The organism is Staphylococcus lugdunensis, assembly GCF_002901705.1.
Classification (GTDB): Bacteria; Bacillota; Bacilli; order Staphylococcales; family Staphylococcaceae; genus Staphylococcus; species Staphylococcus lugdunensis.
Window position 1 is genome coordinate 34,794 of the sequence record NZ_PPPV01000019.1, and the last position, 21,720, is coordinate 56,513.

Below are 21,720 nucleotides of genomic sequence, written 5' to 3' on the forward strand. Positions count from 1 at the left end.
ATATCTAGAGAAACAAAGGAGATTAATCATATGACTCAAGAGGTAATCAAAATTCGTGGTGGTCAAACGCTTAAAGGAGAAGTCAATATTAGTGGTGCAAAAAATAGTGCGGTTGCTATCATACCAGCTACTTTACTTGCACAAGGTAAAGTGCAATTAGACGGATTACCACAAATCTCTGATGTAGAAACGCTAGTAAGCTTATTAGAGGATTTAAATATTAAAACACAACTTAATGACACAGTTTTAGAAGTTGATACTACTGAAATTAAAAATGCACCATTGCCAAATAATAAAGTTGAATCATTGCGAGCTTCTTATTATATGATGGGGGCGATGTTAGGTCGCTTTAAAAAATGTGTGATTGGCTTGCCTGGTGGCTGTCCGCTTGGACCTCGCCCGATTGACCAACACATCAAAGGTTTTAAAGCATTAGGCGCAGAAATTGATGAATCAAGTGATACTTCTATGAAAATAGAAGCAAAGGAACTTATAGGAACTACTATCTTTTTAGATATGGTAAGTGTTGGTGCGACAATCAATATTATGCTTGCTGCTGTACATGCTAAAGGCCAAACGATTATTGAAAATGCAGCTAAGGAGCCAGAAGTAGTAGATGTAGCTAATTTTTTAATGAGCATGGGTGCTAACATCAAAGGTGCTGGTACAAGTACATTAAAAATTAAAGGCGTTGATGCATTACATGGTTCTGAATATCAGGTGATACCCGATAGAATCGAAGCGGGAACTTATATGTGTATGGCGGCTGCTTGTGGACAAGAAGTAAAGATAAATAACATTGTACCTAAACACGTTGAAGCTTTAATGGTTAAACTACAAGAATTAGGTGTTGATATTACAGTAGAAGATGAATATGCAATCATAAAAGGTAAAGCAAAATATAAAAATGTAGATATTAAAACATTGGTTTATCCAGGGTTTGCTACAGATCTTCAACAACCGATTACACCATTATTATTTAAAGCAAGTGGGCCTTCTTTTGTCACAGAAACAATCTATCCAGCTCGTTTCAAACATGTAGAGGAATTACAACATATGGGGGCTAATATTGAAGCAGATGAAGTAACCGGTACTGCCACAATTAAACCTTCAACACTTCATGGTACAGAAGTCTATGCAAGTGATTTACGCGCAGGTGCTTGTCTAATTATTGCAGGATTGATTGCTGAAGGGGTAACGACCATTTATAATGTTAAACATATCTACCGAGGATACACAGATATAGTAGAGCATTTAGAACAGCTAGGCGCAGATATTTGGACGGAGAAAGTTGATTAGTGATATACTATTTATATCGAAGTTGTACAATTCATTGGATAATTATTAATGAGCAAACGTATGGGAAATAAATTAAAAATGCAAGTTTAGTAAGTATCAACATAGAAGCAGATAGAATTGAGGTGAGCATATTGGAAATTTGTCCTTATTTAGAAGAAACCTTTAAAATTGTAGGAAGAAGTTGGAACGGTTTAATTATTAATTATTTATCGAGATGCGAACAACATTCTGCACATTTTTCAGATATGAAACGAGATTTAAAAACGATAACGCCAAGAGCATTAAGTATTAAACTTACAGATTTAGCCGAATGGGGACTCGTTGAAAAGAAAATTATTTCAACAAGCCCAGTGTCAATTATTTATGAACTAACCAACAAAGGTCAAGCTTTAGCGGAAGCACTAGTGCCTATAGAAAAATGGGCGCAATCATATATTGAATTAGAAGAACCACAACAGAATTAATTTTAAATACAGCGCTCCTTTCAAAGCAGATGATAAATCATATAGCTATGAAGGGAGTACTTTTTGTATCTTAGCAGGTTATGTTAATGCAGGTCATTGAGCGCTAATTAATATTTATGAGTTGCTGTCACTTTTTAACGATTAACTATTTAATATAATCGTTCTCGCATGAGCAATAAGATGTTTGAAATTAGCGGACAATGGTTATTAAAGTACTATGACTTAAATTACTAAGGAGTGAATATGCAATGAGAAATTTCACTAAACAATATATAAACGGTGAATGGGTTGAAAGTGCGAGCAATGAAACAATAGACGTTATTAATCCAGCCACTGAAGAAGTAATCGGTAAAATAGCAAAAGGAAATAATGAAGATGTTAATAAAGCTGTCCAAGCTGCAGATGATGTTTATTTATCATTTAGACATAGTAGCGTGGATGAAAGAAAAGCATTGTTAGATAAAATTGTTGCTGAATATAAGAATAGAAAAGACGATATCGTTGATGCCATTACAGATGAACTAGGTTCACCTATTACAGTATCAGAAAATGTACATTATCAAATGGGACTTAACCATTTCCAAGCTGCACGAGATGCTTTAGATACTTTCCAATTTGAAGAACAACGTGGTGATGATTTAGTTGTTAAAGAGGCAATTGGTGTTGCTGGTTTAGTCACACCTTGGAATTTCCCAACAAATCAAACATCACTTAAATTAGCGGCAGCGTTTGCAGCAGGTAGTCCTGTCGTGTTAAAACCGTCTGAAGAGACACCTTTTGCAGCAATTATTTTAGCTGAAATTTTCGATAAAGTAGGCGTTCCTAAAGGTGTATTTAACTTGGTAAATGGCGACGGTGAAGGCGTTGGTACACCATTAAGTGAACATCCAAAAGTAAGAATGATGTCTTTCACAGGTTCTGGTCCAACAGGTGCCAAAATAATGGAAAAAGCTGCGCATGATTTTAAAAAAGTGTCACTTGAATTGGGAGGTAAATCACCTTATATCGTCCTTGATGATGTTGATATTAAAGAAGCTGCAAAAGCAACAAAAGGTAAAGTTGTTAATAATACAGGACAAGTGTGTACAGCTGGAACAAGAATATTAGTTCCTAATAGTATTAAAGAAGAATTTTTAACGGCTTTAAAAGAAGAGTTCAGTCAAGTAGTGGTAGGAGATCCTCGTAATGAGGACACTGAAGTTGGCCCAATAGTAAGCAAAAAGCAATTTGATACGGTACAATCCTATATTGATAAAGGCATTGCTGAAGGCGCAGAATTGTTTTACGGAGGTCCTGGCAAACCTGAAGGCTTGGATGTTGGCTATTTTGTTCGTCCAACAGTATTTGTCAATGTTGATAATCAAATGACAATTGCACAAGAAGAAATATTCGGTCCGGTTGCCTCTGTGATCACGTATAATGATCTAGATGAAGCTATTCGTATAGCAAATGATACAAAATACGGTCTGGCTGGTTATGTGATTGGGCAAGATAAAGACACATTAATTAAAGTAGCTCGTAGCATTGAAGCTGGCACGGTAGAAATTAATGAAGCAGGCAGAAAACCAGATTTACCATTCGGCGGTTATAAACAATCAGGAATTGGACGCGAATGGGGCGATTATGGTATTGATGAATTCTTAGAAATCAAGTCTATAGCTGGATATTATAAATAATTTAAATTTTAATTTAAAAATAAAAAGAAACAGTGCAATGAACGTTTAATGTTCATTGTGCTGTTTTATTTTGTCTATAGTTAATAAAATCATTTTGTAATTAAAATGAAAATTTGCTATATTTAATCTAGTGTTTAACGTCATTTTGTTTTTGGCGTTTATAAAAATATAATGAAATGGGTGCAATCTATGCCTGAAAGATTAAGAACATCACCGCAATATGAGTCATTTCATGAACTCTATAAAAATTATACAACGAAAGATTTAACGCAAAAAGCAAAAGATTTAAAGTTATCTAATTACAGTAAATTAAATAAAAAAGAATTAGTATTAGCCATTATGGAAGCCCAGATGGAAAAAGATGGGAATTATTACATGGAGGGTATTTTAGATGATATCCAGCCAGATGGTTATGGTTTTTTAAGAACAGTCAACTATTCAAAAGGGGAAAAAGATATTTACATATCTGCGAGCCAAATTCGTCGCTTTGAAATTAAACGTGGCGACAAGGTGACTGGGAAAGTTAGAAAGCCAAAAGATAATGAAAAGTATTATGGTCTATTACAAGTAGATTTCGTCAATGATCAGAACGCCGAAGAAGTAAAAAAACGTCCTCACTTCCAAGCTTTAACTCCACTTTATCCGGAAGAACGTATCATTTTAGAAACTGATTCTCACAACTATTCAACAAGAATTATGGATTTAGTTACACCAATTGGCCTTGGTCAACGTGGACTTATTGTTGCACCACCCAAAGCTGGTAAAACATCGTTATTAAAAGAAATAGCTAATGCAATTAGTGTGAATAAACCTGAAGCAAAATTATTTATTTTACTTGTAGGTGAACGTCCTGAAGAAGTCACTGACATTGAACGATCAGTGGAATCTGCTGAAGTAGTAAACTCGACGTTTGACGAGCCTCCAGAACACCATACTAAAGTTGCTGAACTTTTATTAGAACGTGCTAAGCGTTTAGTTGAGATAGGGGAAGATGTTATCATTCTCATGGATTCCATTACACGTCTAGCAAGAGCATACAACTTAGTCATACCTCCTAGTGGCCGTACTTTATCTGGTGGATTAGACCCAGCTTCGTTGCATAAGCCAAAAGCTTTCTTTGGCGCTGCACGTAATATAGAAGCTGGTGGCAGTTTAACCATTTTAGCGACAGCTCTAGTAGATACGGGATCACGAATGGACGATATGATTTACGAAGAGTTTAAAGGTACTGGTAATATGGAACTTCACTTAGACAGAAAATTAGCAGAACGTCGTGTGTTCCCTGCTATTGATATTGGACGAAGCTCAACACGTAAAGAAGAATTGCTTATTAGTAAATCAGAGTTGGATTCATTATGGCAATTGCGCAATATGTTTACAGATTCAACTGATTTTACTGAGCGATTTATTCGTAAGTTAAAACGTTCTAAATCAAACAAAGAATTTTTTGAGCAATTACAGCAAGCTGCAAAAGAAAGTACTAAAACAGGAAAACCAATTATTTAATAATCTGCTTTAAAGGGTTGCGTTTTAGTATCAAAGCTATTATACTTATCAAGTATTGGGTAAAAACTCACAAATAACTCTGTTCCAGATGGTTCAGGGCAAAGGAGCTGAAAATAATGAAACAAGGAATTCATCCTGAATATCACAAAGTTATCTTTTTAGATACTACTACAGACTTCAAATTTTTAAGTGGTTCTACTAAGACTTCATCAGAAACAATGAAATGGGAAGATGGAAATGAATACCCAGTTATTCGTTTAGACATTTCTTCTGATTCACATCCTTTCTACACAGGACGTCAAAAATTCGCTGCTGCGGATGGTCGTGTGGAACGATTCAACAAAAAGTTTGGTCTCAAATCAAACAACAACTAATAGTGAATATCAACTGTCTGCGTAATCTATCTATAAAGAGATGCAGACAGTTTTTTGTATTTTTACATATCTAAGTACGATATTGTAATCGTGCTAAAGTTTATATAATTGAATAAATTTAATTAAATTCTGAATAACTTGTAGTAGTAAAATATGATATAATTAAGCGATTATGTTTTTAAAAAAGGGTGGAACTAACATGTATGAGACATATCACTCTGGGTGGATTGAGTGTATAACTGGTAGCATGTTTAGCGGTAAATCAGAAGAGCTGATTCGTCGACTTCGTAGAGGAATTTATGCTAAACAAAAAGTAGTTGTGTTCAAACCAGCAATCGATAATCGCTACCATAAAGAAAAAGTGGTATCACATAATGGTAATGCTATTGAAGCAATTAATATTGTAGCTGCCAAAGAAATATTATCACAAGATTTAACGAATGTTGATGTGATAGGTATCGATGAAGTACAGTTTTTTGATGATCAAATTGTTGATATAGCTGAGCAACTAGCTGAAAATGGACATAGAGTTATTGTTGCAGGGTTAGACATGGATTTTAAAGGTGAACCATTTGAGCCAATGCCAAAACTATTAGCGGTCAGCGAGCAAGTTACGAAATTACAAGCTGTTTGCGCAGTTTGTGGTTCGCCATCAAGCCGAACTCAGCGATTGATAAATGGCCAACCGGCTAAAATAGATGACCCTATTATACTAGTTGGGGCTAATGAAAGTTATGAACCAAGATGTAGAGCGCATCATATTATAGCACCAAGTGATGATGAGAAGGAGGAATTGTAGTGTTTGATCAACTAGATATTGTTGAGGAACGATATGAACAATTAAATGAGATGTTAAGTGATCCAGACGTTGTAAATAACGCGGATAAATTAAGAAAGTATTCTAAGGAGCAGGCCGAGTTACAAAAAACAGTTGATGTTTATCGAGAATACAAAAATAAAAAAGAAGAATTATCAGATATAGAAGATATGTTATCTGAAACGGATGATAAAGAAGAAATTGAAATGTTAAAAGAAGAGAGCTCTAATTTGAAAGATGCCTTGCCTTTACTTGAAGAAAAATTAAAATTCTTGTTAATCCCTAAAGATCCAAATGATGACAAAGATGTAATCGTTGAAATACGTGCGGCAGCCGGTGGAGATGAAGCGGCAATTTTTGCTGGCGATTTAATGAGAATGTATACGAAATATGCAGAAGCAAACGGATTTAGAACAGAAGTAGTTGAAGCAACAGAGAGTGATCATGGTGGTTACAAAGAGGTCAGCTTCCAAGTATCAGGTGCCGGAGCATATAGCAAACTTAAATTTGAAAATGGCGCACATCGTGTTCAACGTGTTCCTGAAACAGAGTCAGGTGGTAGAATTCATACGTCTACAGCAACAGTTGCAGTATTACCTGAAGTAGAAGATGTAGAAATTGAAATTCGCAATGAAGATTTGAAAATTGATACGTATCGTTCCAGTGGTGCAGGGGGGCAACACGTTAATACGACAGATTCAGCAGTAAGAATCACACATATTCCTACAGGTGTCATTGCCACATCATCAGAAAAATCTCAAATTCAAAATAGGGAAAAAGCACTTAAAGTATTAAAAGCTCGTTTGTATGATATGAAGTTACAAGAAGAGCAACAAAAATATGCAGCACAGCGTAAATCAGCTGTCGGAACAGGAGACCGTTCAGAGCGTGTTAGAACCTACAACTATCCACAAAGTAGGGTCACTGATCATAGAATTGGATTGACACTTCAAAAACTAGATCAAATTATGGAAGGTAAATTAGATGAAATTATAGATGCTTTAACGCTTTCTGAACAAACTGAAAAGCTGAAAGAACTTAACAATGGTGAACTTTAAAGATAAGTTAACAGAAACAATCCAATCAACTTCACAAAAAGGGTTTGAACAGTCACGTGCAGAATGGTTAATGCTAGATTTGTTTCATTGGACGAGAACAGATTATTTAATGCATATGTATGATGAAATGACTATTGCACAAGAAACCAAATTCAATTTGGCTGTGCAACGTATGCAATTAGGTGAACCAATACAGTACATAGTTGGTTTTCAGTCGTTTTATGGTTATCCGTTTAAGGTTAATGAAAACTGTTTGATTCCTAGACCGGAGACTGAGGAGGTAATGCTCCATTTTCTTAATGGTTGTCATTCTCAAGGAAGCATAGTTGATGTGGGAACTGGAAGTGGTGCAATCGCTATTACGATCAAAAAGCTCAATCCGCAATTGAAAGTCATTGCCACTGATTTATATAAAGAGACCTTGACTATTGCACAAGAAAATGCAAGTTATTTAGACGCTGATATTATCTTTATGCAAGGTGACGTGTTAAAGCCACTGATTCAAAAGAATATAAAAGTTGATGGCTTAATCTCTAATCCACCATACATTAGTGAAAAAGAAACATGTCAAATGACAAATACAGTTTTAAAATACGAACCGCATCATGCACTATTTGCAGAAAATAACGGTTTTGCAATCTACGAAGCGATTTTAGATGACTTACCAAAAGTATTAAATGAAGATGCGTTTGTAACCTTTGAAATTGGTTATCAGCAAGGTCTTCAATTAAAACAACTTGTATTACAACGTTATCCAAAGTTAGACGTTAAGGTAACGAAAGACATAAATGGTTTAGATCGAATTGTCTCATTTAAGTGGATATAGGTGAAAGACTAACAGTACCGAGGGATGTTTGATAAACTTAGTTAAAACCTTTTTATTATAATTAATGATAAAGGATTTGATAGAACGATGAAGACACAAATTTGGGATATGCGTCAATATAGTCATCATAGCGAGGATTATCCATACTTAGATGAAATCAAGCATGTATATGAACAAGGTGGGTTAATCGCGCTTCCAACTGAGACAGTCTATGGGTTAGGTGCTAATGCAAAGGATCAAGAGGCAGTAACAAAGATTTATGAGGCAAAGGGTAGACCTAGTGATAATCCATTAATTGTTCATATCTATGACCAGCAACAATTAACGCCTTTTATTGAAACAATAACCGATAAAGTACAAATACTAATGAATTATTTTTGGCCTGGTCCTATCTCATTTATTTTACCTTTAAAAAGAGGCTATTTATGTGAAAAAGTCACTGGTGGTTTAGATTCAATTGCAGTTAGAATGCCAAGTCATCCAATTGGGAGAGCTATTTTGAAATATGTTGATTTACCTATAGCTGCGCCGAGCGCGAATACGAGTGGGAAACCATCTCCAACAACATTTGACCATGTTTACCATGATTTAAATGGAAAAATCGACGGTATTATTAATGGCGATCAAAGTGAAGAAGGATTAGAAAGTACAGTTTTAGACTGCACTACATATCCGTTTAAAATAGCAAGACCTGGGGCGATTACGCAGTCTATGATTAACGCAATTTTGCCTGATGCAGTTGTTGACAGTAATTATAATGATATGGTTCGACCCATTGCACCAGGCATGAAGTATAAACATTATGCACCTGACACACCAGTGACGATTGTAAAAATGAAGGGTAAACATATACCAGAAATCATGGATAAGGAACATGCTGCATTCATTTTTCCTGAAGTCTATCGCCAACAAATACCTTCTGAAAGCCTATTTATACCTTTGTGCAAAGATGACCAGGATATTAAAACAGCTAATCATAATTTATATAAAATTTTACATGACTTAGATAACATGGATCATGTTCACAAGGCCTATATTTATGGTTTTGATATTAATGATGACACGCAAGCTATTATGAATCGTATGCTAAAAGCCGCTGCGAATAGAATGATAGGTGAGTGAGAGTAATGAGAATTATTTTTGTCTGTACAGGTAATACATGTCGAAGTCCGATGGCGGAGAGCATAGCGAAGCATCTTTTACCAGAGCATCAGATAGAATCTAGAGGTTTGTTTGCTGTGCCACAACAAACAATTTCTAAACATGCCCAAACAATACTTGAAAAACATCATTTGGAATTGCCTACAAATGCGCAGCCTTTTACTAAAGATGATTTAACTGCAGACCTTATATTAACTATGACACAGGAACATCTTGGATTATTAATCCAATCGTTTGGCTCGTATCCTCAAATGGATACATTATCTCATTTTGTACAAGAAACAGGAGATATCAAGGATCCATATGGTTTATCGTTAGATGTTTATGAAGAAACATACCAACAATTAGCGCGTAAAATTAACAAGATAGTTAAGGATAAGCTTGTGTAAAAATCTTTTACAATTAGTATATGTTGGTAAAGAAATAAGTTATAATAAAGGAGTATAGCAAATTGCTATGTTCCTTTTTATTTTATGCAAAAGGTGGGTGTTTTTAAAATGCAAGAGTTAACAACATTATTAAGCGAATTAAAATCCCAATCCTTTTTCAAAAAGGGGGAAATCGTTGTTATTGGTTGTTCAACATCGGAAGTGTTAGGTGAGAAAATAGGTTCAGTTGGCTCAATGGAAGTAGCGCAAGAAATATTTACTCAATTGCAGCAAGTTCAAGAAGAAACGGGTGTATCATTTGCCTTTCAAGGCTGTGAACACATCAATAGAGCTATTACCATTGAACGCAAAAATTTCAATCCACTTACAATGGAAGAAGTGACAGTGGTGCCGGATGTCCATGCTGGAGGTAGCCTTGCAACATATGCCTATCGTCACATGCAAGATCCTATCGTTGTTGAACACATTACAGTGCCTAAGGGTATTGATATTGGTCAAACACTTATTGGTATGCATTTGAAACATGTGTGTGTGCCAGTGCGTACAACTGTTGACAAAATTGGTGAAGCAGTTGTAACGATTGCAACTTCACGTCCTAAAAAGATTGGTGGAGAAAGAGCGAAATATGAATAGTTGATGAAAGAAGGGTAGTGCTATGTCTTATATCGAAAAGCAAGATAAAGCCATTTTTGATGCCATACAAAGTGAATATAATCGTCAAAATAATAACATTGAATTAATTGCCTCTGAAAATTTTGTTTCAGAAGCTGTTATGGAAGCTCAAGGTTCAGTGTTGACGAACAAGTATGCTGAAGGTTATCCAGGGCGACGTTATTATGGTGGTTGTGAATATGTGGATGTAACTGAAACGATAGCAATTGAACGTGCTAAAGCATTGTTTGGAGCCGAACATGTTAATGTACAGCCGCATTCAGGTTCACAAGCCAATATGGCAGTATATCTTGTAGCTTTAAACATGGGAGATACAGTTTTAGGAATGAATTTGAGTCACGGTGGTCACTTAACACATGGGTCTCCCGTCAATTTTAGTGGTCAATTTTACAATTTTGTTGAATATGGTGTGAATGAGGAAACAGAATTGCTTGATTATGAAGCGATTCGACAACTCGCAGTGCAACATCAACCCAAATTAATCGTTGCCGGTACATCAGCTTATTCAAGAACAATTGATTTTAAAAAGTTCAAAGAAATTGCTGATGAAGTTGGTGCAAAATTAATGGTTGATATGGCACATATTGCAGGTCTGGTAGCTGTTGGTTTGCATCCCAATCCTGTACCATATGCAGATTTTGTAACAACAACTACTCATAAAACATTAAGAGGACCTCGTGGTGGCTTAATATTGTGTAAGGAAGAATATAAAAAAGACATAGACAAAGTAATCTTTCCTGGTATTCAAGGTGGCCCATTACAACATGTCATTGCGGCAAAAGCCGTAGCGTTTGGTGAAGCATTGAATCAGAATTTTAAAGCATATCAACAACAAGTGATTGATAACGCGCGTGTTTTGGCAGAAACATTACAACAAGAAGGTTTTAGAATTGTGTCAGGAGGCACGGATAATCATTTAGTTGCAGTAGATGTTAAGGGCTCGGTCAACATTAATGGTAAGGAAGCCGAATCATTACTCGATTCCGTTGGTATCACTTGTAATAAAAACACAATCCCATTTGATCAAGAGAAAGCGTTTGTAACAAGTGGAATCAGATTAGGTACACCAGCAGTGACGACTCGAGGATTTGATACCGATGCAATCAAAGAAGTTGCACTAATCATAAGTCTTGTACTAAAAAATCCCAATGATGCAGAGAAAATAAAAGAAGCAACAAAACGTGTGAGTGCATTAACTGCTAAACACCCGTTGTACGAATAAGTTTAACTGGAGGAAATGTAAATGAGTAAAGTACACGTATTTGATCATCCATTAATTCAACATAAATTGAGTTATATTCGTGATGTAAATACCGGAACAAAAGAATTTAGAGAGCTTGTGGATGAAGTAGGTATGCTCATGGCGTATGAAGTAACAAGAGACTTAGAGTTACAGGATGTAGAAATAGAAACGCCAGTTACAAAAATGACCGCTAAACGTTTAGCTGGGAAAAAGCTAGCTGTTGTACCTATTTTGCGCGCAGGCCTTGGTATGACGGATGGTGTTTTATCTTTAGTTCCAGCTGCAAGAGTGGGACATATTGGACTATATAGAGATCCACAAACATTAAAAGCAGTAGAATATTTTGTTAAACTGCCACAAGATATCGATGAACGTCAAATAATCGTTGTAGATCCAATGTTAGCTACAGGTGCATCTGCTATTGAAGCAATTACTTCATTGAAAAAACGCGGAGCCAAAAACATTAGATTTATGTGCTTGATTGCTGCGCCAGAAGGTGTAGAAAAAATGAAAGAAGCACACGATGATGTGGATATTTACATTGCAGCTTTAGATGAAAAACTAAATGACAAAGCTTATATTACACCAGGTTTAGGCGATGCTGGAGATAGATTGTTTGGTACAAAATAGTAACTGGTAGTTAGTTATGACTGATGTTAATACGTGTCGTTAGCAAGTGAACTAGTGTTAACTAAAAGGGTTGCCACATGACTTTTAGCAATATTGACCAAACAGCCTTAGAATTTGCTAAAAAAGATGATTAAATGTGTCGGTTTTGTGTCGTAAACGATGTCATTTGTAACATCTCTATGAATAGAATTGACACACAATTGTTTACTATATTATTATTGAGATTGTATGAGTGGAACGGTTTACATGGTTGATATAAGTTGTTTGGAGGCACACTTTAATGTTGCGTTTTAGCTTCATTTTTAAACAATTTATACAATATTATCTTTATTCATTGATAATATTGTATATTTTGTATCTAATATGGTCTTCACCATATATTCTAGGTATGATTCTTGGTTTAATAGGTTCTTTAATAAATACCTTCATCTTTGAAATTTACTTAGCGCGAGCGAAACAACCGGATACAATACATATTTCAACGGGCAGCGTTTGGCGTTATTTAGTTGCACTTGTCGTTTGTGCCTTCTGGTATTTATTTAAGGATGAAATGAATATTCTTGGTGTTGTAGTAGGTCTTATGATTTCTTATGTTTTAATCATACTTCGCCCTCTACTTGTAAGGGAGTAAAATTTAAAAGTGAAAGAGGTGAGATTATGGATCATAAATCACCAAAGGTAAGTTGGGACGTATTCGGTTTCGATATTGTTTTTAACTTGTCTAGCATTTTAATGTTAGTGATTACCGCTGCAATTGTGTTCCTTATAGCTATCATCTGTACGCGTAATCTACAAAAGAGACCTACAGGTAAACAAAATTTTATTGAATGGGTTTTTGATTTTGTCAGAGGTATTATAGAAAGTAATTTAGCATGGAAAAAAGGTGGTCAATTCCACTTCTTAGCAGTCACATTGATATTATTCATCTTTGTTGCCAACATGTTAGGATTACCATTCTCTATCGTGACACATGAACATTACTTGTGGTGGAAATCACCAACAGCAGACGCGACTGTAACACTGACGTTGTCTACCATGATGATTTTACTCACACATTACTATGGTGTTAAGATGCGCGGTGGTAAAGCTTATGTTGGCAATTATTTTAAGCCGTTCTGGCCACTTGTAATTATAAACGTCTTTGAAGAGTTTTCATCTACGTTAACACTTGGTCTTCGTTTGTACGGCAACATTTTTGCTGGGGAGTTACTGTTATCCTTATTAGCAGGACTTGTATTCCAACAACCACATTGGGGTTGGATTATTAGTTTACCTGGCTTAATCATCTGGCAAGGATTCTCAATCTTTGTTGGAACTATCCAAGCATATATTTTCATTATGCTTTCAATGGTTTATATGTCCCATAAAGTATCGGACGCACACTAATAACTAACAAATTTTAGGAGGAATTATTAATATGGGTTTAATCGCAGCAGCAATTGCAATCGGTCTATCAGCACTAGGTGCAGGTATTGGTAACGGACTTATCGTTTCTAGAACAGTTGAAGGTGTAGCACGTCAACCAGAAGCGCGTGGTCAATTGATGAGTATTATGTTTATCGGTATCGGTTTAGTTGAAGCTTTGCCAATCATTGGTGTAGTTATTGCATTCATGACATTATTTAGATAAGAAGCACTAAAGGCGAAGTCTCTTTGACCTTCGCCATTCATTTTATTTGATGACCAAGTGATGATTATTAACGAAAGGAGTGTCATATGCCGTGACTGCTTTAACTCACACATTCGTTTTTGGTGCAGCAATCAAAGATGTGGAATGGGGAACAATTATTGTAACATTAGCTACTTTCGCCATTTTATTAGCACTTTTGAAAAAATTTGCTTGGGGTCCATTAAAAGAAGTAATGGATAAACGTGAGCGAGACATTAATAAAGATATTGATGACGCTGAACAAGCAAAAGAAAATGCTCAAAAACTTGAAGAAGAAAATCAAAAAACATTAAAAGAGACACAAGAAGAAGTACAACGTATTCTTGAAGACGCGAAAGTTCAAGCGCGTAAGCAACAAGAAGAGATTATTCATGAAGCCAACGTACGAGCGAATGGCATGATTGAAACCGCACAAAGCGAAATCAACAGTCAAAAAGAACGTGCATTAGCTGATATCAACAATCAAGTATCTGAACTATCAGTATTAATTGCTTCTAAAGTACTCCAAAAAGAAATCTCAGAACAAGATCAAAAAGCGTTAGTTGATAAGTATATAAAAGAGGCAGGCGATAAATAATGGCAAATGTAGCACAAAAATACGCCAAAGCCCTATTTGATGTATCAGTTGACCAAGGTATCTTAGATGATATATTTAATGAATTTAAAACTGTCAGTAATGTGGCTAGCACACAAATTGATGAATTAAAAGCTTTCGATGAAAATCCTACACGCTCTGCAAGGGACAGACATACGTTTGCAGTTAATGTTTTTGGTGAAGTAAATGACTATTTGAAAAATATGATGTTTGTGTTAGCGAATAATCGTCATTTAGCTTTAATAAATGATATTTTTAGTTCATTTCAAAAACTATACAACAAGAAATATAACCAAGATTTTGCAGAAGTAGAATCAGTATATGAACTTGATGAAGAGGAACTTGCTCAAATTGAGAAAGTGATTACACAACAAATGAATTTATCTCACGTTATACTTACTACTAAAATTAATCCGGAATTAATTGGTGGTATACGCGTGAAGGTTGGAACAACTGTTATTGATGGCAGTGTTAAAAATGACCTTCAACAATTAACAACGAAATTTAAAAGATCGAATTAATAAAAGAGGAGTGACATAGATGGCCATTAAAGCTGAAGAAATCAGTGCATTACTTCGCTCACAAATCGAAAATTATGAGTCTGAAGTCTCAGTAACTGATGTTGGTACCGTTCTTCAAATCGGTGACGGTATTGCATTAATTCACGGACTAAACGATGTTATGGCTGGTGAGTTAGTAGAATTCCAAAATGGCGTACTTGGTTTAGCACAAAACCTTGAAGAATCAAATGTAGGGGTTGTAATTTTAGGACCATATACTGATATCACTGAAGGTGATGAGGTTAAACGTACAGGACGTATCATGGAAGTTCCAGTTGGTGACGAATTAATTGGTCGTGTCGTAAATCCATTGGGTCAACCTATTGATGGGCAAGGTCCAGTAAATACGGATAAAACACGTCCAGTAGAACAAAAAGCAACAGGTGTAATGGACCGTAAATCAGTTGATGAACCATTACAAACAGGAATTAAAGCGATTGATGCGCTAGTTCCTATTGGTAAAGGTCAACGTGAATTAATCATTGGTGACCGTCAAACTGGTAAAACGACAATTGCAATAGATACAATCTTGAATCAAAAAGGCCAAGATACTATTTGTATTTACGTAGCTATTGGTCAAAAAGATTCTACAGTGAGAGCGAACGTTGAAAAATTAAGACAAGCTGGTGCTTTAGATTATACAATTATCGTCTCAGCTTCTGCAGCTGAACCAGCACCATTATTATATATTGCACCTTATTCTGGCGTAGCCATGGGTGAAGAGTTTATGTTTAATGGTAAAGACGTCTTAATTGTATATGATGATTTAACAAAACAAGCCGCTGCATATCGTGAATTATCATTATTATTACGTCGTCCGCCAGGTCGTGAAGCTTATCCAGGTGACGTTTTCTATCTACATAGTAGATTATTAGAACGTGCAGCTAAATTAAATGATACATTGGGTGGCGGTTCAATTACGGCTTTACCAATTATCGAAACACAAGCTGGGGATATTTCAGCATATGTACCAACTAACGTAATTTCAATTACAGATGGACAAATCTTTTTACAATCAGATTTATTCTTCTCAGGTGTGCGACCAGCGATTAATGCAGGACAATCCGTATCTCGTGTAGGTGGTTCTGCTCAAATCAAAGCAATGAAGAAAGTTGCCGGAACGTTACGTCTTGATTTAGCTTCATATAGAGAATTAGAATCATTTGCTCAATTTGGTTCTGACTTAGATGAATTTACAGCACGCAAATTAGAACGTGGTAAACGTACGGTAGAAGTATTAAAACAAGACCAAAACAAGCCGCTTCCAGTAGAGAATCAAGTTTTGATTATTTATGCACTTACTAAAGGATATTTAGATGATATTCCTGTTGAAGATATTATTCGTTTTGAAGATGAATTAAATCAATGGGCTAAATCGAATGCGGCTGAATTGTTAAGTGAAATTAGAGAAACAAAATCATTACCTGACGGTGAAAAATTTGAACAAGCGATTAATGAATTCAAGAAAAGTTTCAGTAAATCAGAAGAATTAAAGTTAAGTTCGAAAAGGTGGTGAGATAATGGCTTCTCTAAAGGAAATTGATGGTCGAATTAAATCGACTAAGAAAATGAAACAAATTACTAAGGCAATGAACATGGTTTCAAGTTCTAAATTGCGTAGAGCGGAAAAGAATACGAAACAGTTTCAACCTTATATGGAAAAAATGCAAGATGCTATAACTGCGATTGCAGGTGCTAATTCAAATTCAAGTCATCCTATGTTGCGACCTCGCGAAGTACACCGTACAGGCTATCTAGTTATAACTAGTGATAAAGGCTTAGCCGGTGCTTATAGTGCTAACGTACTAAAAAAATTAGTTAACGATATTACTAGCAAGCACGCGGATGCCAGTGAATATTCAATTGTGGCTTTAGGTCAAATAGGTGTAGACTTTCTTAAAACACGGAATTATGACATTGAAGATTCACTTGTAGATGTTCCAGACCAACCTTCTTTTAAATCGATACAATCCATTGCAAAACATGCAATTGATTTGTATACGGAAGGACATATCGACGAACTTAAAATTTATCATAGCCATTATGTCAGTGTTCTTGAGAATAAGCCAACGGTTAAACAAGTTCTACCTTTATCTCAAGAAGATTCTAGTCAAGGCCAAGGTCAAATGTCATCATACGAATTTGAACCTGATAAAGAAGCAATATTAAGCGTTATTTTACCTCAATATGTAGAAAGCTTAATATATGGCACGATATTAGATGCCAAAGCAAGTGAACATGCGGCACGTATGACTGCTATGAAAAATGCATCTGATAATGCTACTGAACTTATTGACGACTTATCATTAGAATATAACAGAGCAAGACAAGCTGAAATCACGCAACAAATTACAGAAATCGTAAGTGGTTCTGCTGCATTAGAATAATTATTTAAAGGAGGAAACAACATGGGAATTGGCCGTGTAACTCAAGTTATGGGTCCTGTAATTGATGTCCGTTTTGAACATAATGAAGTGCCTGAAATAAATAATGCGCTCATTGTTGAAATTCCTAAAAGTGATACAACAATCAGTTTAACACTTGAAGTTGCTTTGCAATTAGGTGACGATGTTGTACGTACTATTGCAATGGATTCAACTGATGGCGTTCAACGTGGTATGGAAGTTCAAAACACAGGTAAAGACATCAGTGTACCTGTTGGAGATGAAACATTAGGAAGAGTATTTAACGTTTTAGGAGAATCTATTGATTTAGAAGAAAAGCTAGATGACTCTGTGCGTAGAGATCCAATTCATAGACTAGCACCTAAATTTGATGAATTATCTACAGAAGTAGAAATTCTTGAAACTGGTATTAAAGTTGTTGATTTATTAGCACCATATATTAAAGGTGGTAAAGTTGGATTGTTTGGTGGTGCCGGAGTAGGTAAAACGGTATTAATTCAAGAATTAATCAACAATATTGCTCAAGAACATGGTGGTATTTCTGTGTTTGCCGGAGTAGGTGAACGTACACGTGAAGGTAATGACTTATATTATGAAATGAGCGATAGTGGCGTAATTAAGAAAACAGCGATGGTATTTGGCCAAATGAATGAACCACCTGGTGCACGTATGAGAGTTGCGTTATCTGCCTTAACAATGGCTGAATATTTCCGTGACGAGCAAGGACAAGACGTATTGCTGTTTATCGATAATATATTCCGTTTTACACAAGCAGGTTCAGAAGTATCTGCATTACTTGGACGTATGCCATCTGCCGTTGGTTATCAACCAACATTGGCTACAGAAATGGGACAATTGCAAGAAAGAATTACATCTACAAATAAAGGTTCTGTAACATCTATTCAAGCTGTATTCGTTCCAGCCGATGACTATACTGACCCAGCGCCAGCGACAGCATTTGCTCACTTAGACTCAACGACTAACTTAGAACGTAAATTAACCGAAATGGGTATCTATCCAGCAGTTGATCCACTTGCTTCAACATCAAGAGCATTAGAACCTTCAATCGTTGGTCAAGAGCACTATGATGTAGCACGTCAAGTGCAATCAACGTTACAAAAATATAGAGAATTACAAGATATTATTGCTATTTTAGGTATGGATGAATTATCTGAAGAAGATAAACAAACGGTTGAACGTGCAAGACGTATTCAGTTCTTCTTATCTCAAAACTTCCATGTAGCTGAACAATTTACAGGTCAAAAAGGCTCTTATGTACCAGTTAAAACAACTGTTCAGGATTTTAAAGGCATTCTTGATGGTAAATATGATCATATTCCTGAAGATGCATTCCGTTTAGTTGGAAGTATGGAAGATGTACTTGCAAAAGCTAAAGATATGGGTGTTGAAGTCTAATCAAATTAGGAGGAATGGATAATGAATACATTAAATCTAGATATTGTCACTCCTAATGGTTCAGTCTACAAAAGAGAAGATGTTGAACTTGTTGTGTTACAAACCACAGCAGGTGAAATGGGTATCATGAGTGGACATATTCCGACAGTAGCCGCATTAAAAACAGGCCATATCAAAGTTAGATTTCACAATGGTTCTGAATACTTAGCTGTTAGTGGTGGCTTTGTTGAAGTTAGACAACATAAACTTTCTGTTATTGTACAAACGGCTGAAACAGCTGAAGAAATAGACGTAGAAAGAGCTAAATTGGCTAAGCAACGTGCCCAATCTCACTTGAATGATGAAGATAATAGTGATATTTATCGCGCACAACGCGCACTTGCTAGAGCAGAAAATAGATTACGAGTAGCTAACTTAAAATAAAAAGGTTTGGAAGTACAGAGTAACTGTATTTCCAAACCTTTTTAATTTGTGTTTTAATTTGTTTAATAATGAATAGTATCATTATTAAACAAATTCAGGTACAATGTACTACAGAATAATTATTAGAGAGGTTAACTATGAATTATTTAGGACAATTTGCAGTTGTACATTTGGTTTTACACGTCATCTGCATTTGTGTGGCTTATTGGGCACTTAATGCTTTAAGACTTGAACAATTATTTAAAAAAGGGCATATAAGACAAATTCAAATTTGTATGATATTTTTTGCTATTTTGTTAGGTACAAGTGTTAGCAATTTTATTATTGATTTAATGCAATATTCAACACAGGTAAAATATTTGTTAAAATAAAGTATTCTTATAATTCTTTATTATAAATTCTGTCATTAAAGTAATGATGACTGTCTTGTAGATAATTGTATTTTTTTTGAAAAAATAGCTATAATTAATGAATGAATAATAAAATATAGGGAAATGAAAGTAAGTATATTGTAGTCTTAAGTGGAGGATATGTATGGATAGAATAGTTATAAAAGGTGGGCATCGCCTATCAGGAGAAGTTCAAGTAGAAGGTGCTAAGAATGCAGTATTACCAGTGCTAACAGCATCATTATTGGCAACAGAAGGTACTAGCAAACTGATTAATGTTCCCAAATTGAGTGATGTTGAAACAATAAATAATGTGTTATCAACACTGAATGCTGATGTTTCATATGATATTGCAGGAAATGCTGTGACTGTTGATGCAACTGCGACATTAAATGAAGAGGCGCCTTATGAATATGTAAGTAAAATGCGTGCAAGTATCTTAGTTATGGGACCTCTGCTAGCGCGTTTAGGTCATGCAATTGTAGCTTTACCAGGTGGTTGTGCTATTGGAAGTAGACCGATTGAGCAACATATTAAAGGGTTTGAAGCCTTAGGTGCCGATATTCATTTGGAAAATGGAAATATTTATGCCAATGCAAAAAATGGCTTGCAAGGAGCTAATATTCATTTAGATTTTCCAAGCGTAGGAGCTACACAAAATATTATAATGGCTGCATCTTTAGCTAATGGCAAATCTGTGATTGAAAATGCAGCTAAAGAACCAGAAATTGTTGATTTAGCGAATTATATAAATGAAATGGGCGGTAGAATTACTGGCGCAGGTACTGATACGATTACAATTCACGGTGTGAATAAATTAACCGGAGTTGTTCATTCTATTATTCCAGACCGCATTGAAGCTGGAACAATGATTATTGCAGGTGCAATAACGCGAGGAGACGTTTATGTAAGAGGTGCTATTAAAGAACATATGACAAGCTTAGTGTACAAACTTGAAGAAATGGGTGTACAACTAGCCTTTGACGAAGAAGGTGTACGTGTAACAGCGCCAGATACATTACAGCCTGTTGATGTGAAAACGTTACCTCATCCAGGTTTTCCTACAGATATGCAATCACAAATGATGGCTTTATTGTTGACAGCTGAGGGCCATAAAGTTATTACAGAAACGGTATTTGAAAATCGTTTTATGCATGTTGCAGAATTTAGAAGAATGAATGCCAATATTACTGTAGAAGGTCGTAACGCTAAAATTGAAGGCAAAAGTGAATTACAAGGTGCACAGGTTAAAGCAACTGATTTAAGAGCTGCAGCAGCACTTATTTTAGCTGGTTTAGTAGCAGATGGTACAACACAAGTTACTGAACTTAAACATTTAGACCGTGGTTATGTGAACTTCCATGGTAAATTAAAAGAATTAGGAGCAGATATACAACGTATAAATGCTTAATAATAGAGCTATAAGTTATTAGGAGGATGCTCAATTATGGAAACAATATTCGATTATAATGACATTAAAAAAATTATTCCCCATAGACAACCCTTTTTATTAATTGATAGAGTAGTTGAATATGAGGAAGGCAAAAGATGTGTAGGATTAAAACAAGTTTCAGGTAATGAACCTTTTTTCCAAGGTCATTTTCCTGATTATGCAGTGATGCCGGGTGTTCTAATAACTGAAGCACTAGCTCAAACAGGTGCAGTTGCTATGTTAAACAGTGAAGCAAACAAAGGCAAAATCGCATTGTTTGCAGGTATAGATAAATGTCGTTTTAAAAAGCAAGTAACACCAGGGGATACTTTAATGTTAGAAGTTGAAATTACTAAAATAAAAGGTCCTATTGGTAAAGGTACAGCAAAAGCGACTGTTGATGGGCAACTTGCATGTAGCTGTGAATTAACATTTGCGATTCAAGACGCAAAATAATATAAAAAGAGTCAGGACAGAATCCATTATGAATTCGTAATATCGTCCTGGCAAGGTTGATTAGGGTTGAAAAAGCTTAGAATAAGTATATTTTTAATCCTAGTTACCAATATATAGTTAAGTTCCTAAGACATAATGATTATGTCTTAGGTTTTTTCTTTATTTACAATAATTCATATAATTGGCTCGCTTGCTTAGGAGACAGCTTCAGTCACTATAGCTTGCTTTGTTTGTTGAAATGCGAAGCGCATTTCTCTTTG

25 protein-coding genes are annotated in these 21,720 nt (G+C 35.5%); all 25 read left to right on the top strand.

Annotated elements, in window-relative coordinates:
• Window positions 1–30: 30 nt before the first annotated feature.
• The 25 genes from murA (CD041_RS11760) (at window position 31) to fabZ (ending at window position 21,460) form a co-directional block, all read left to right on the top strand.
• The gene (gene murA, locus CD041_RS11760) at window positions 31–1,299 is read left to right on the top strand and encodes a UDP-N-acetylglucosamine 1-carboxyvinyltransferase (protein ID WP_002461253.1); all 1,269 of its coding nucleotides are present in this window, start codon (window positions 31–33) and stop codon (window positions 1,297–1,299) included.
• A gap of 131 nt (window positions 1,300–1,430) precedes the next feature.
• Window positions 1,431–1,763: a winged helix-turn-helix transcriptional regulator gene (locus CD041_RS11765; RefSeq protein WP_002478952.1), complete on the top strand. Its 333-nt coding sequence runs from the start codon at window positions 1,431–1,433 to the stop codon at window positions 1,761–1,763.
• A 248-nt stretch (window positions 1,764–2,011) separates the two neighbouring features.
• Window positions 2,012–3,439 (top strand): aldehyde dehydrogenase family protein, encoded by a 1,428-nt coding sequence (locus tag CD041_RS11770; RefSeq protein WP_002492362.1) that lies wholly within the window; start codon window positions 2,012–2,014, stop codon window positions 3,437–3,439.
• A 189-nt stretch (window positions 3,440–3,628) separates the two neighbouring features.
• Window positions 3,629–4,945: a transcription termination factor Rho gene (gene rho / locus CD041_RS11775; RefSeq protein WP_002478954.1), complete on the top strand. Its 1,317-nt coding sequence runs from the start codon at window positions 3,629–3,631 to the stop codon at window positions 4,943–4,945.
• A gap of 116 nt (window positions 4,946–5,061) precedes the next feature.
• Window positions 5,062–5,319, top strand: a complete 258-nt coding sequence (locus tag CD041_RS11780; protein WP_002461247.1) for a type B 50S ribosomal protein L31 — start codon at window positions 5,062–5,064, stop codon at window positions 5,317–5,319.
• A 199-nt stretch (window positions 5,320–5,518) separates the two neighbouring features.
• On the top strand, window positions 5,519–6,118 hold the full coding sequence (locus CD041_RS11785; protein ID WP_002478955.1) for a thymidine kinase: 600 nt from the start codon (window positions 5,519–5,521) through the stop codon (window positions 6,116–6,118).
• Window positions 6,118–7,194 carry a peptide chain release factor 1 gene (prfA, locus tag CD041_RS11790; RefSeq protein ID WP_002461245.1) on the top strand — a complete coding sequence of 359 codons (1,077 nt, stop codon included), beginning with the start codon at window positions 6,118–6,120 and terminating at the stop codon, window positions 7,192–7,194. The genes CD041_RS11785 and prfA overlap by 1 nt, the downstream gene beginning before the upstream one ends.
• Entirely contained in the window at window positions 7,181–8,020 is an 840-nt protein-coding gene (gene prmC / locus CD041_RS11795; RefSeq protein ID WP_070647986.1) for a peptide chain release factor N(5)-glutamine methyltransferase, read from the top strand. The genes prfA and prmC overlap by 14 nt, the downstream gene beginning before the upstream one ends.
• 87 nt (window positions 8,021–8,107) lie before the next feature.
• The gene (locus CD041_RS11800; protein ID WP_002461242.1) at window positions 8,108–9,142 is read left to right on the top strand and encodes an L-threonylcarbamoyladenylate synthase; all 1,035 of its coding nucleotides are present in this window, start codon (window positions 8,108–8,110) and stop codon (window positions 9,140–9,142) included.
• 5 nt (window positions 9,143–9,147) lie between these two features.
• A complete protein-coding gene (locus CD041_RS11805; RefSeq protein ID WP_002478958.1) occupies window positions 9,148–9,570 on the top strand; it encodes a low molecular weight protein arginine phosphatase in 423 nt (140 codons plus the stop codon).
• A 108-nt stretch (window positions 9,571–9,678) separates the two neighbouring features.
• Entirely contained in the window at window positions 9,679–10,203 is a 525-nt protein-coding gene (locus CD041_RS11810) for a TIGR01440 family protein (protein ID WP_070647985.1), read from the top strand.
• A gap of 22 nt (window positions 10,204–10,225) precedes the next feature.
• On the top strand, window positions 10,226–11,464 hold the full coding sequence (gene glyA / locus CD041_RS11815) for a serine hydroxymethyltransferase (protein WP_070647984.1): 1,239 nt from the start codon (window positions 10,226–10,228) through the stop codon (window positions 11,462–11,464).
• 21 nt (window positions 11,465–11,485) lie between these two features.
• Window positions 11,486–12,115: a uracil phosphoribosyltransferase gene (upp, locus tag CD041_RS11820; protein WP_002461237.1), complete on the top strand. Its 630-nt coding sequence runs from the start codon at window positions 11,486–11,488 to the stop codon at window positions 12,113–12,115.
• A 280-nt stretch (window positions 12,116–12,395) separates the two neighbouring features.
• Window positions 12,396–12,746 carry an ATP synthase subunit I gene (locus tag CD041_RS11825; RefSeq protein WP_002478961.1) on the top strand — a complete coding sequence of 117 codons (351 nt, stop codon included), beginning with the start codon at window positions 12,396–12,398 and terminating at the stop codon, window positions 12,744–12,746.
• Window positions 12,747–12,772: 26 nt separating this feature from the next.
• On the top strand, window positions 12,773–13,501 hold the full coding sequence (atpB, locus tag CD041_RS11830) for a F0F1 ATP synthase subunit A (RefSeq protein WP_002478962.1): 729 nt from the start codon (window positions 12,773–12,775) through the stop codon (window positions 13,499–13,501).
• A 31-nt stretch (window positions 13,502–13,532) separates the two neighbouring features.
• On the top strand, window positions 13,533–13,745 hold the full coding sequence (gene atpE / locus CD041_RS11835) for a F0F1 ATP synthase subunit C (RefSeq protein WP_002478963.1): 213 nt from the start codon (window positions 13,533–13,535) through the stop codon (window positions 13,743–13,745).
• Between the two features lie 91 nt (window positions 13,746–13,836).
• Window positions 13,837–14,361, top strand: a complete 525-nt coding sequence (locus tag CD041_RS11840) for a F0F1 ATP synthase subunit B (protein ID WP_002461233.1) — start codon at window positions 13,837–13,839, stop codon at window positions 14,359–14,361.
• The gene (locus CD041_RS11845; protein ID WP_070647983.1) at window positions 14,361–14,900 is read left to right on the top strand and encodes a F0F1 ATP synthase subunit delta; all 540 of its coding nucleotides are present in this window, start codon (window positions 14,361–14,363) and stop codon (window positions 14,898–14,900) included. Before CD041_RS11840 ends, CD041_RS11845 begins: the two co-directional genes overlap by 1 nt.
• A 19-nt stretch (window positions 14,901–14,919) precedes the next feature.
• The gene (gene atpA, locus CD041_RS11850; RefSeq protein ID WP_080606537.1) at window positions 14,920–16,455 is read left to right on the top strand and encodes a F0F1 ATP synthase subunit alpha; all 1,536 of its coding nucleotides are present in this window, start codon (window positions 14,920–14,922) and stop codon (window positions 16,453–16,455) included.
• A 4-nt stretch (window positions 16,456–16,459) separates the two neighbouring features.
• On the top strand, window positions 16,460–17,326 hold the full coding sequence (gene atpG, locus CD041_RS11855; protein WP_002461229.1) for an ATP synthase F1 subunit gamma: 867 nt from the start codon (window positions 16,460–16,462) through the stop codon (window positions 17,324–17,326).
• 21 nt (window positions 17,327–17,347) lie between these two features.
• Window positions 17,348–18,760, top strand: coding sequence for a F0F1 ATP synthase subunit beta (gene atpD / locus CD041_RS11860; RefSeq protein ID WP_002461227.1), 1,413 nt, complete (start codon window positions 17,348–17,350; stop codon window positions 18,758–18,760).
• A 21-nt stretch (window positions 18,761–18,781) separates the two neighbouring features.
• Entirely contained in the window at window positions 18,782–19,183 is a 402-nt protein-coding gene (locus tag CD041_RS11865) for a F0F1 ATP synthase subunit epsilon (protein WP_002461226.1), read from the top strand.
• A gap of 137 nt (window positions 19,184–19,320) precedes the next feature.
• Window positions 19,321–19,554 (top strand): DUF1146 family protein, encoded by a 234-nt coding sequence (locus CD041_RS11870; protein WP_002478965.1) that lies wholly within the window; start codon window positions 19,321–19,323, stop codon window positions 19,552–19,554.
• Between the two features lie 163 nt (window positions 19,555–19,717).
• On the top strand, window positions 19,718–20,983 hold the full coding sequence (gene murA / locus CD041_RS11875; RefSeq protein WP_002461223.1) for a UDP-N-acetylglucosamine 1-carboxyvinyltransferase: 1,266 nt from the start codon (window positions 19,718–19,720) through the stop codon (window positions 20,981–20,983).
• A 36-nt stretch (window positions 20,984–21,019) separates the two neighbouring features.
• The gene (gene fabZ, locus CD041_RS11880; RefSeq protein ID WP_002461222.1) at window positions 21,020–21,460 is read left to right on the top strand and encodes a 3-hydroxyacyl-ACP dehydratase FabZ; all 441 of its coding nucleotides are present in this window, start codon (window positions 21,020–21,022) and stop codon (window positions 21,458–21,460) included.
• The last annotated feature ends 260 nt before the right edge of the window (window positions 21,461–21,720 follow it).

What these genes read in the sequence shown, in the direction of transcription:
- murA (WP_002461253.1), top strand. Translation starts at nt 31, where the DNA reads ATGACTCAAGAGGTAATCAAAATTCGTGGTGGTCAAACGCTTAAAGGA.
- CD041_RS11770 (WP_002492362.1), top strand. Translation starts at nt 2,012, where the DNA reads ATGAGAAATTTCACTAAACAATATATAAACGGTGAATGGGTTGAAAGT.
- rho (WP_002478954.1), top strand. Translation starts at nt 3,629, where the DNA reads ATGCCTGAAAGATTAAGAACATCACCGCAATATGAGTCATTTCATGAA.
- CD041_RS11780 (WP_002461247.1), top strand. Translation starts at nt 5,062, where the DNA reads ATGAAACAAGGAATTCATCCTGAATATCACAAAGTTATCTTTTTAGAT.
- CD041_RS11785 (WP_002478955.1), top strand. Translation starts at nt 5,519, where the DNA reads ATGTATGAGACATATCACTCTGGGTGGATTGAGTGTATAACTGGTAGC.
- prmC (WP_070647986.1), top strand. Translation starts at nt 7,181, where the DNA reads ATGGTGAACTTTAAAGATAAGTTAACAGAAACAATCCAATCAACTTCA.
- CD041_RS11800 (WP_002461242.1), top strand. Translation starts at nt 8,108, where the DNA reads ATGAAGACACAAATTTGGGATATGCGTCAATATAGTCATCATAGCGAG.
- CD041_RS11805 (WP_002478958.1), top strand. Translation starts at nt 9,148, where the DNA reads ATGAGAATTATTTTTGTCTGTACAGGTAATACATGTCGAAGTCCGATG.
- CD041_RS11810 (WP_070647985.1), top strand. Translation starts at nt 9,679, where the DNA reads ATGCAAGAGTTAACAACATTATTAAGCGAATTAAAATCCCAATCCTTT.
- glyA (WP_070647984.1), top strand. Translation starts at nt 10,226, where the DNA reads ATGTCTTATATCGAAAAGCAAGATAAAGCCATTTTTGATGCCATACAA.
- upp (WP_002461237.1), top strand. Translation starts at nt 11,486, where the DNA reads ATGAGTAAAGTACACGTATTTGATCATCCATTAATTCAACATAAATTG.
- CD041_RS11825 (WP_002478961.1), top strand. Translation starts at nt 12,396, where the DNA reads ATGTTGCGTTTTAGCTTCATTTTTAAACAATTTATACAATATTATCTT.
- atpB (WP_002478962.1), top strand. Translation starts at nt 12,773, where the DNA reads ATGGATCATAAATCACCAAAGGTAAGTTGGGACGTATTCGGTTTCGAT.
- atpE (WP_002478963.1), top strand. Translation starts at nt 13,533, where the DNA reads ATGGGTTTAATCGCAGCAGCAATTGCAATCGGTCTATCAGCACTAGGT.
- CD041_RS11845 (WP_070647983.1), top strand. Translation starts at nt 14,361, where the DNA reads ATGGCAAATGTAGCACAAAAATACGCCAAAGCCCTATTTGATGTATCA.
- atpA (WP_080606537.1), top strand. Translation starts at nt 14,920, where the DNA reads ATGGCCATTAAAGCTGAAGAAATCAGTGCATTACTTCGCTCACAAATC.
- atpG (WP_002461229.1), top strand. Translation starts at nt 16,460, where the DNA reads ATGGCTTCTCTAAAGGAAATTGATGGTCGAATTAAATCGACTAAGAAA.
- atpD (WP_002461227.1), top strand. Translation starts at nt 17,348, where the DNA reads ATGGGAATTGGCCGTGTAACTCAAGTTATGGGTCCTGTAATTGATGTC.
- CD041_RS11865 (WP_002461226.1), top strand. Translation starts at nt 18,782, where the DNA reads ATGAATACATTAAATCTAGATATTGTCACTCCTAATGGTTCAGTCTAC.
- CD041_RS11870 (WP_002478965.1), top strand. Translation starts at nt 19,321, where the DNA reads ATGAATTATTTAGGACAATTTGCAGTTGTACATTTGGTTTTACACGTC.
- murA (WP_002461223.1), top strand. Translation starts at nt 19,718, where the DNA reads ATGGATAGAATAGTTATAAAAGGTGGGCATCGCCTATCAGGAGAAGTT.
- fabZ (WP_002461222.1), top strand. Translation starts at nt 21,020, where the DNA reads ATGGAAACAATATTCGATTATAATGACATTAAAAAAATTATTCCCCAT.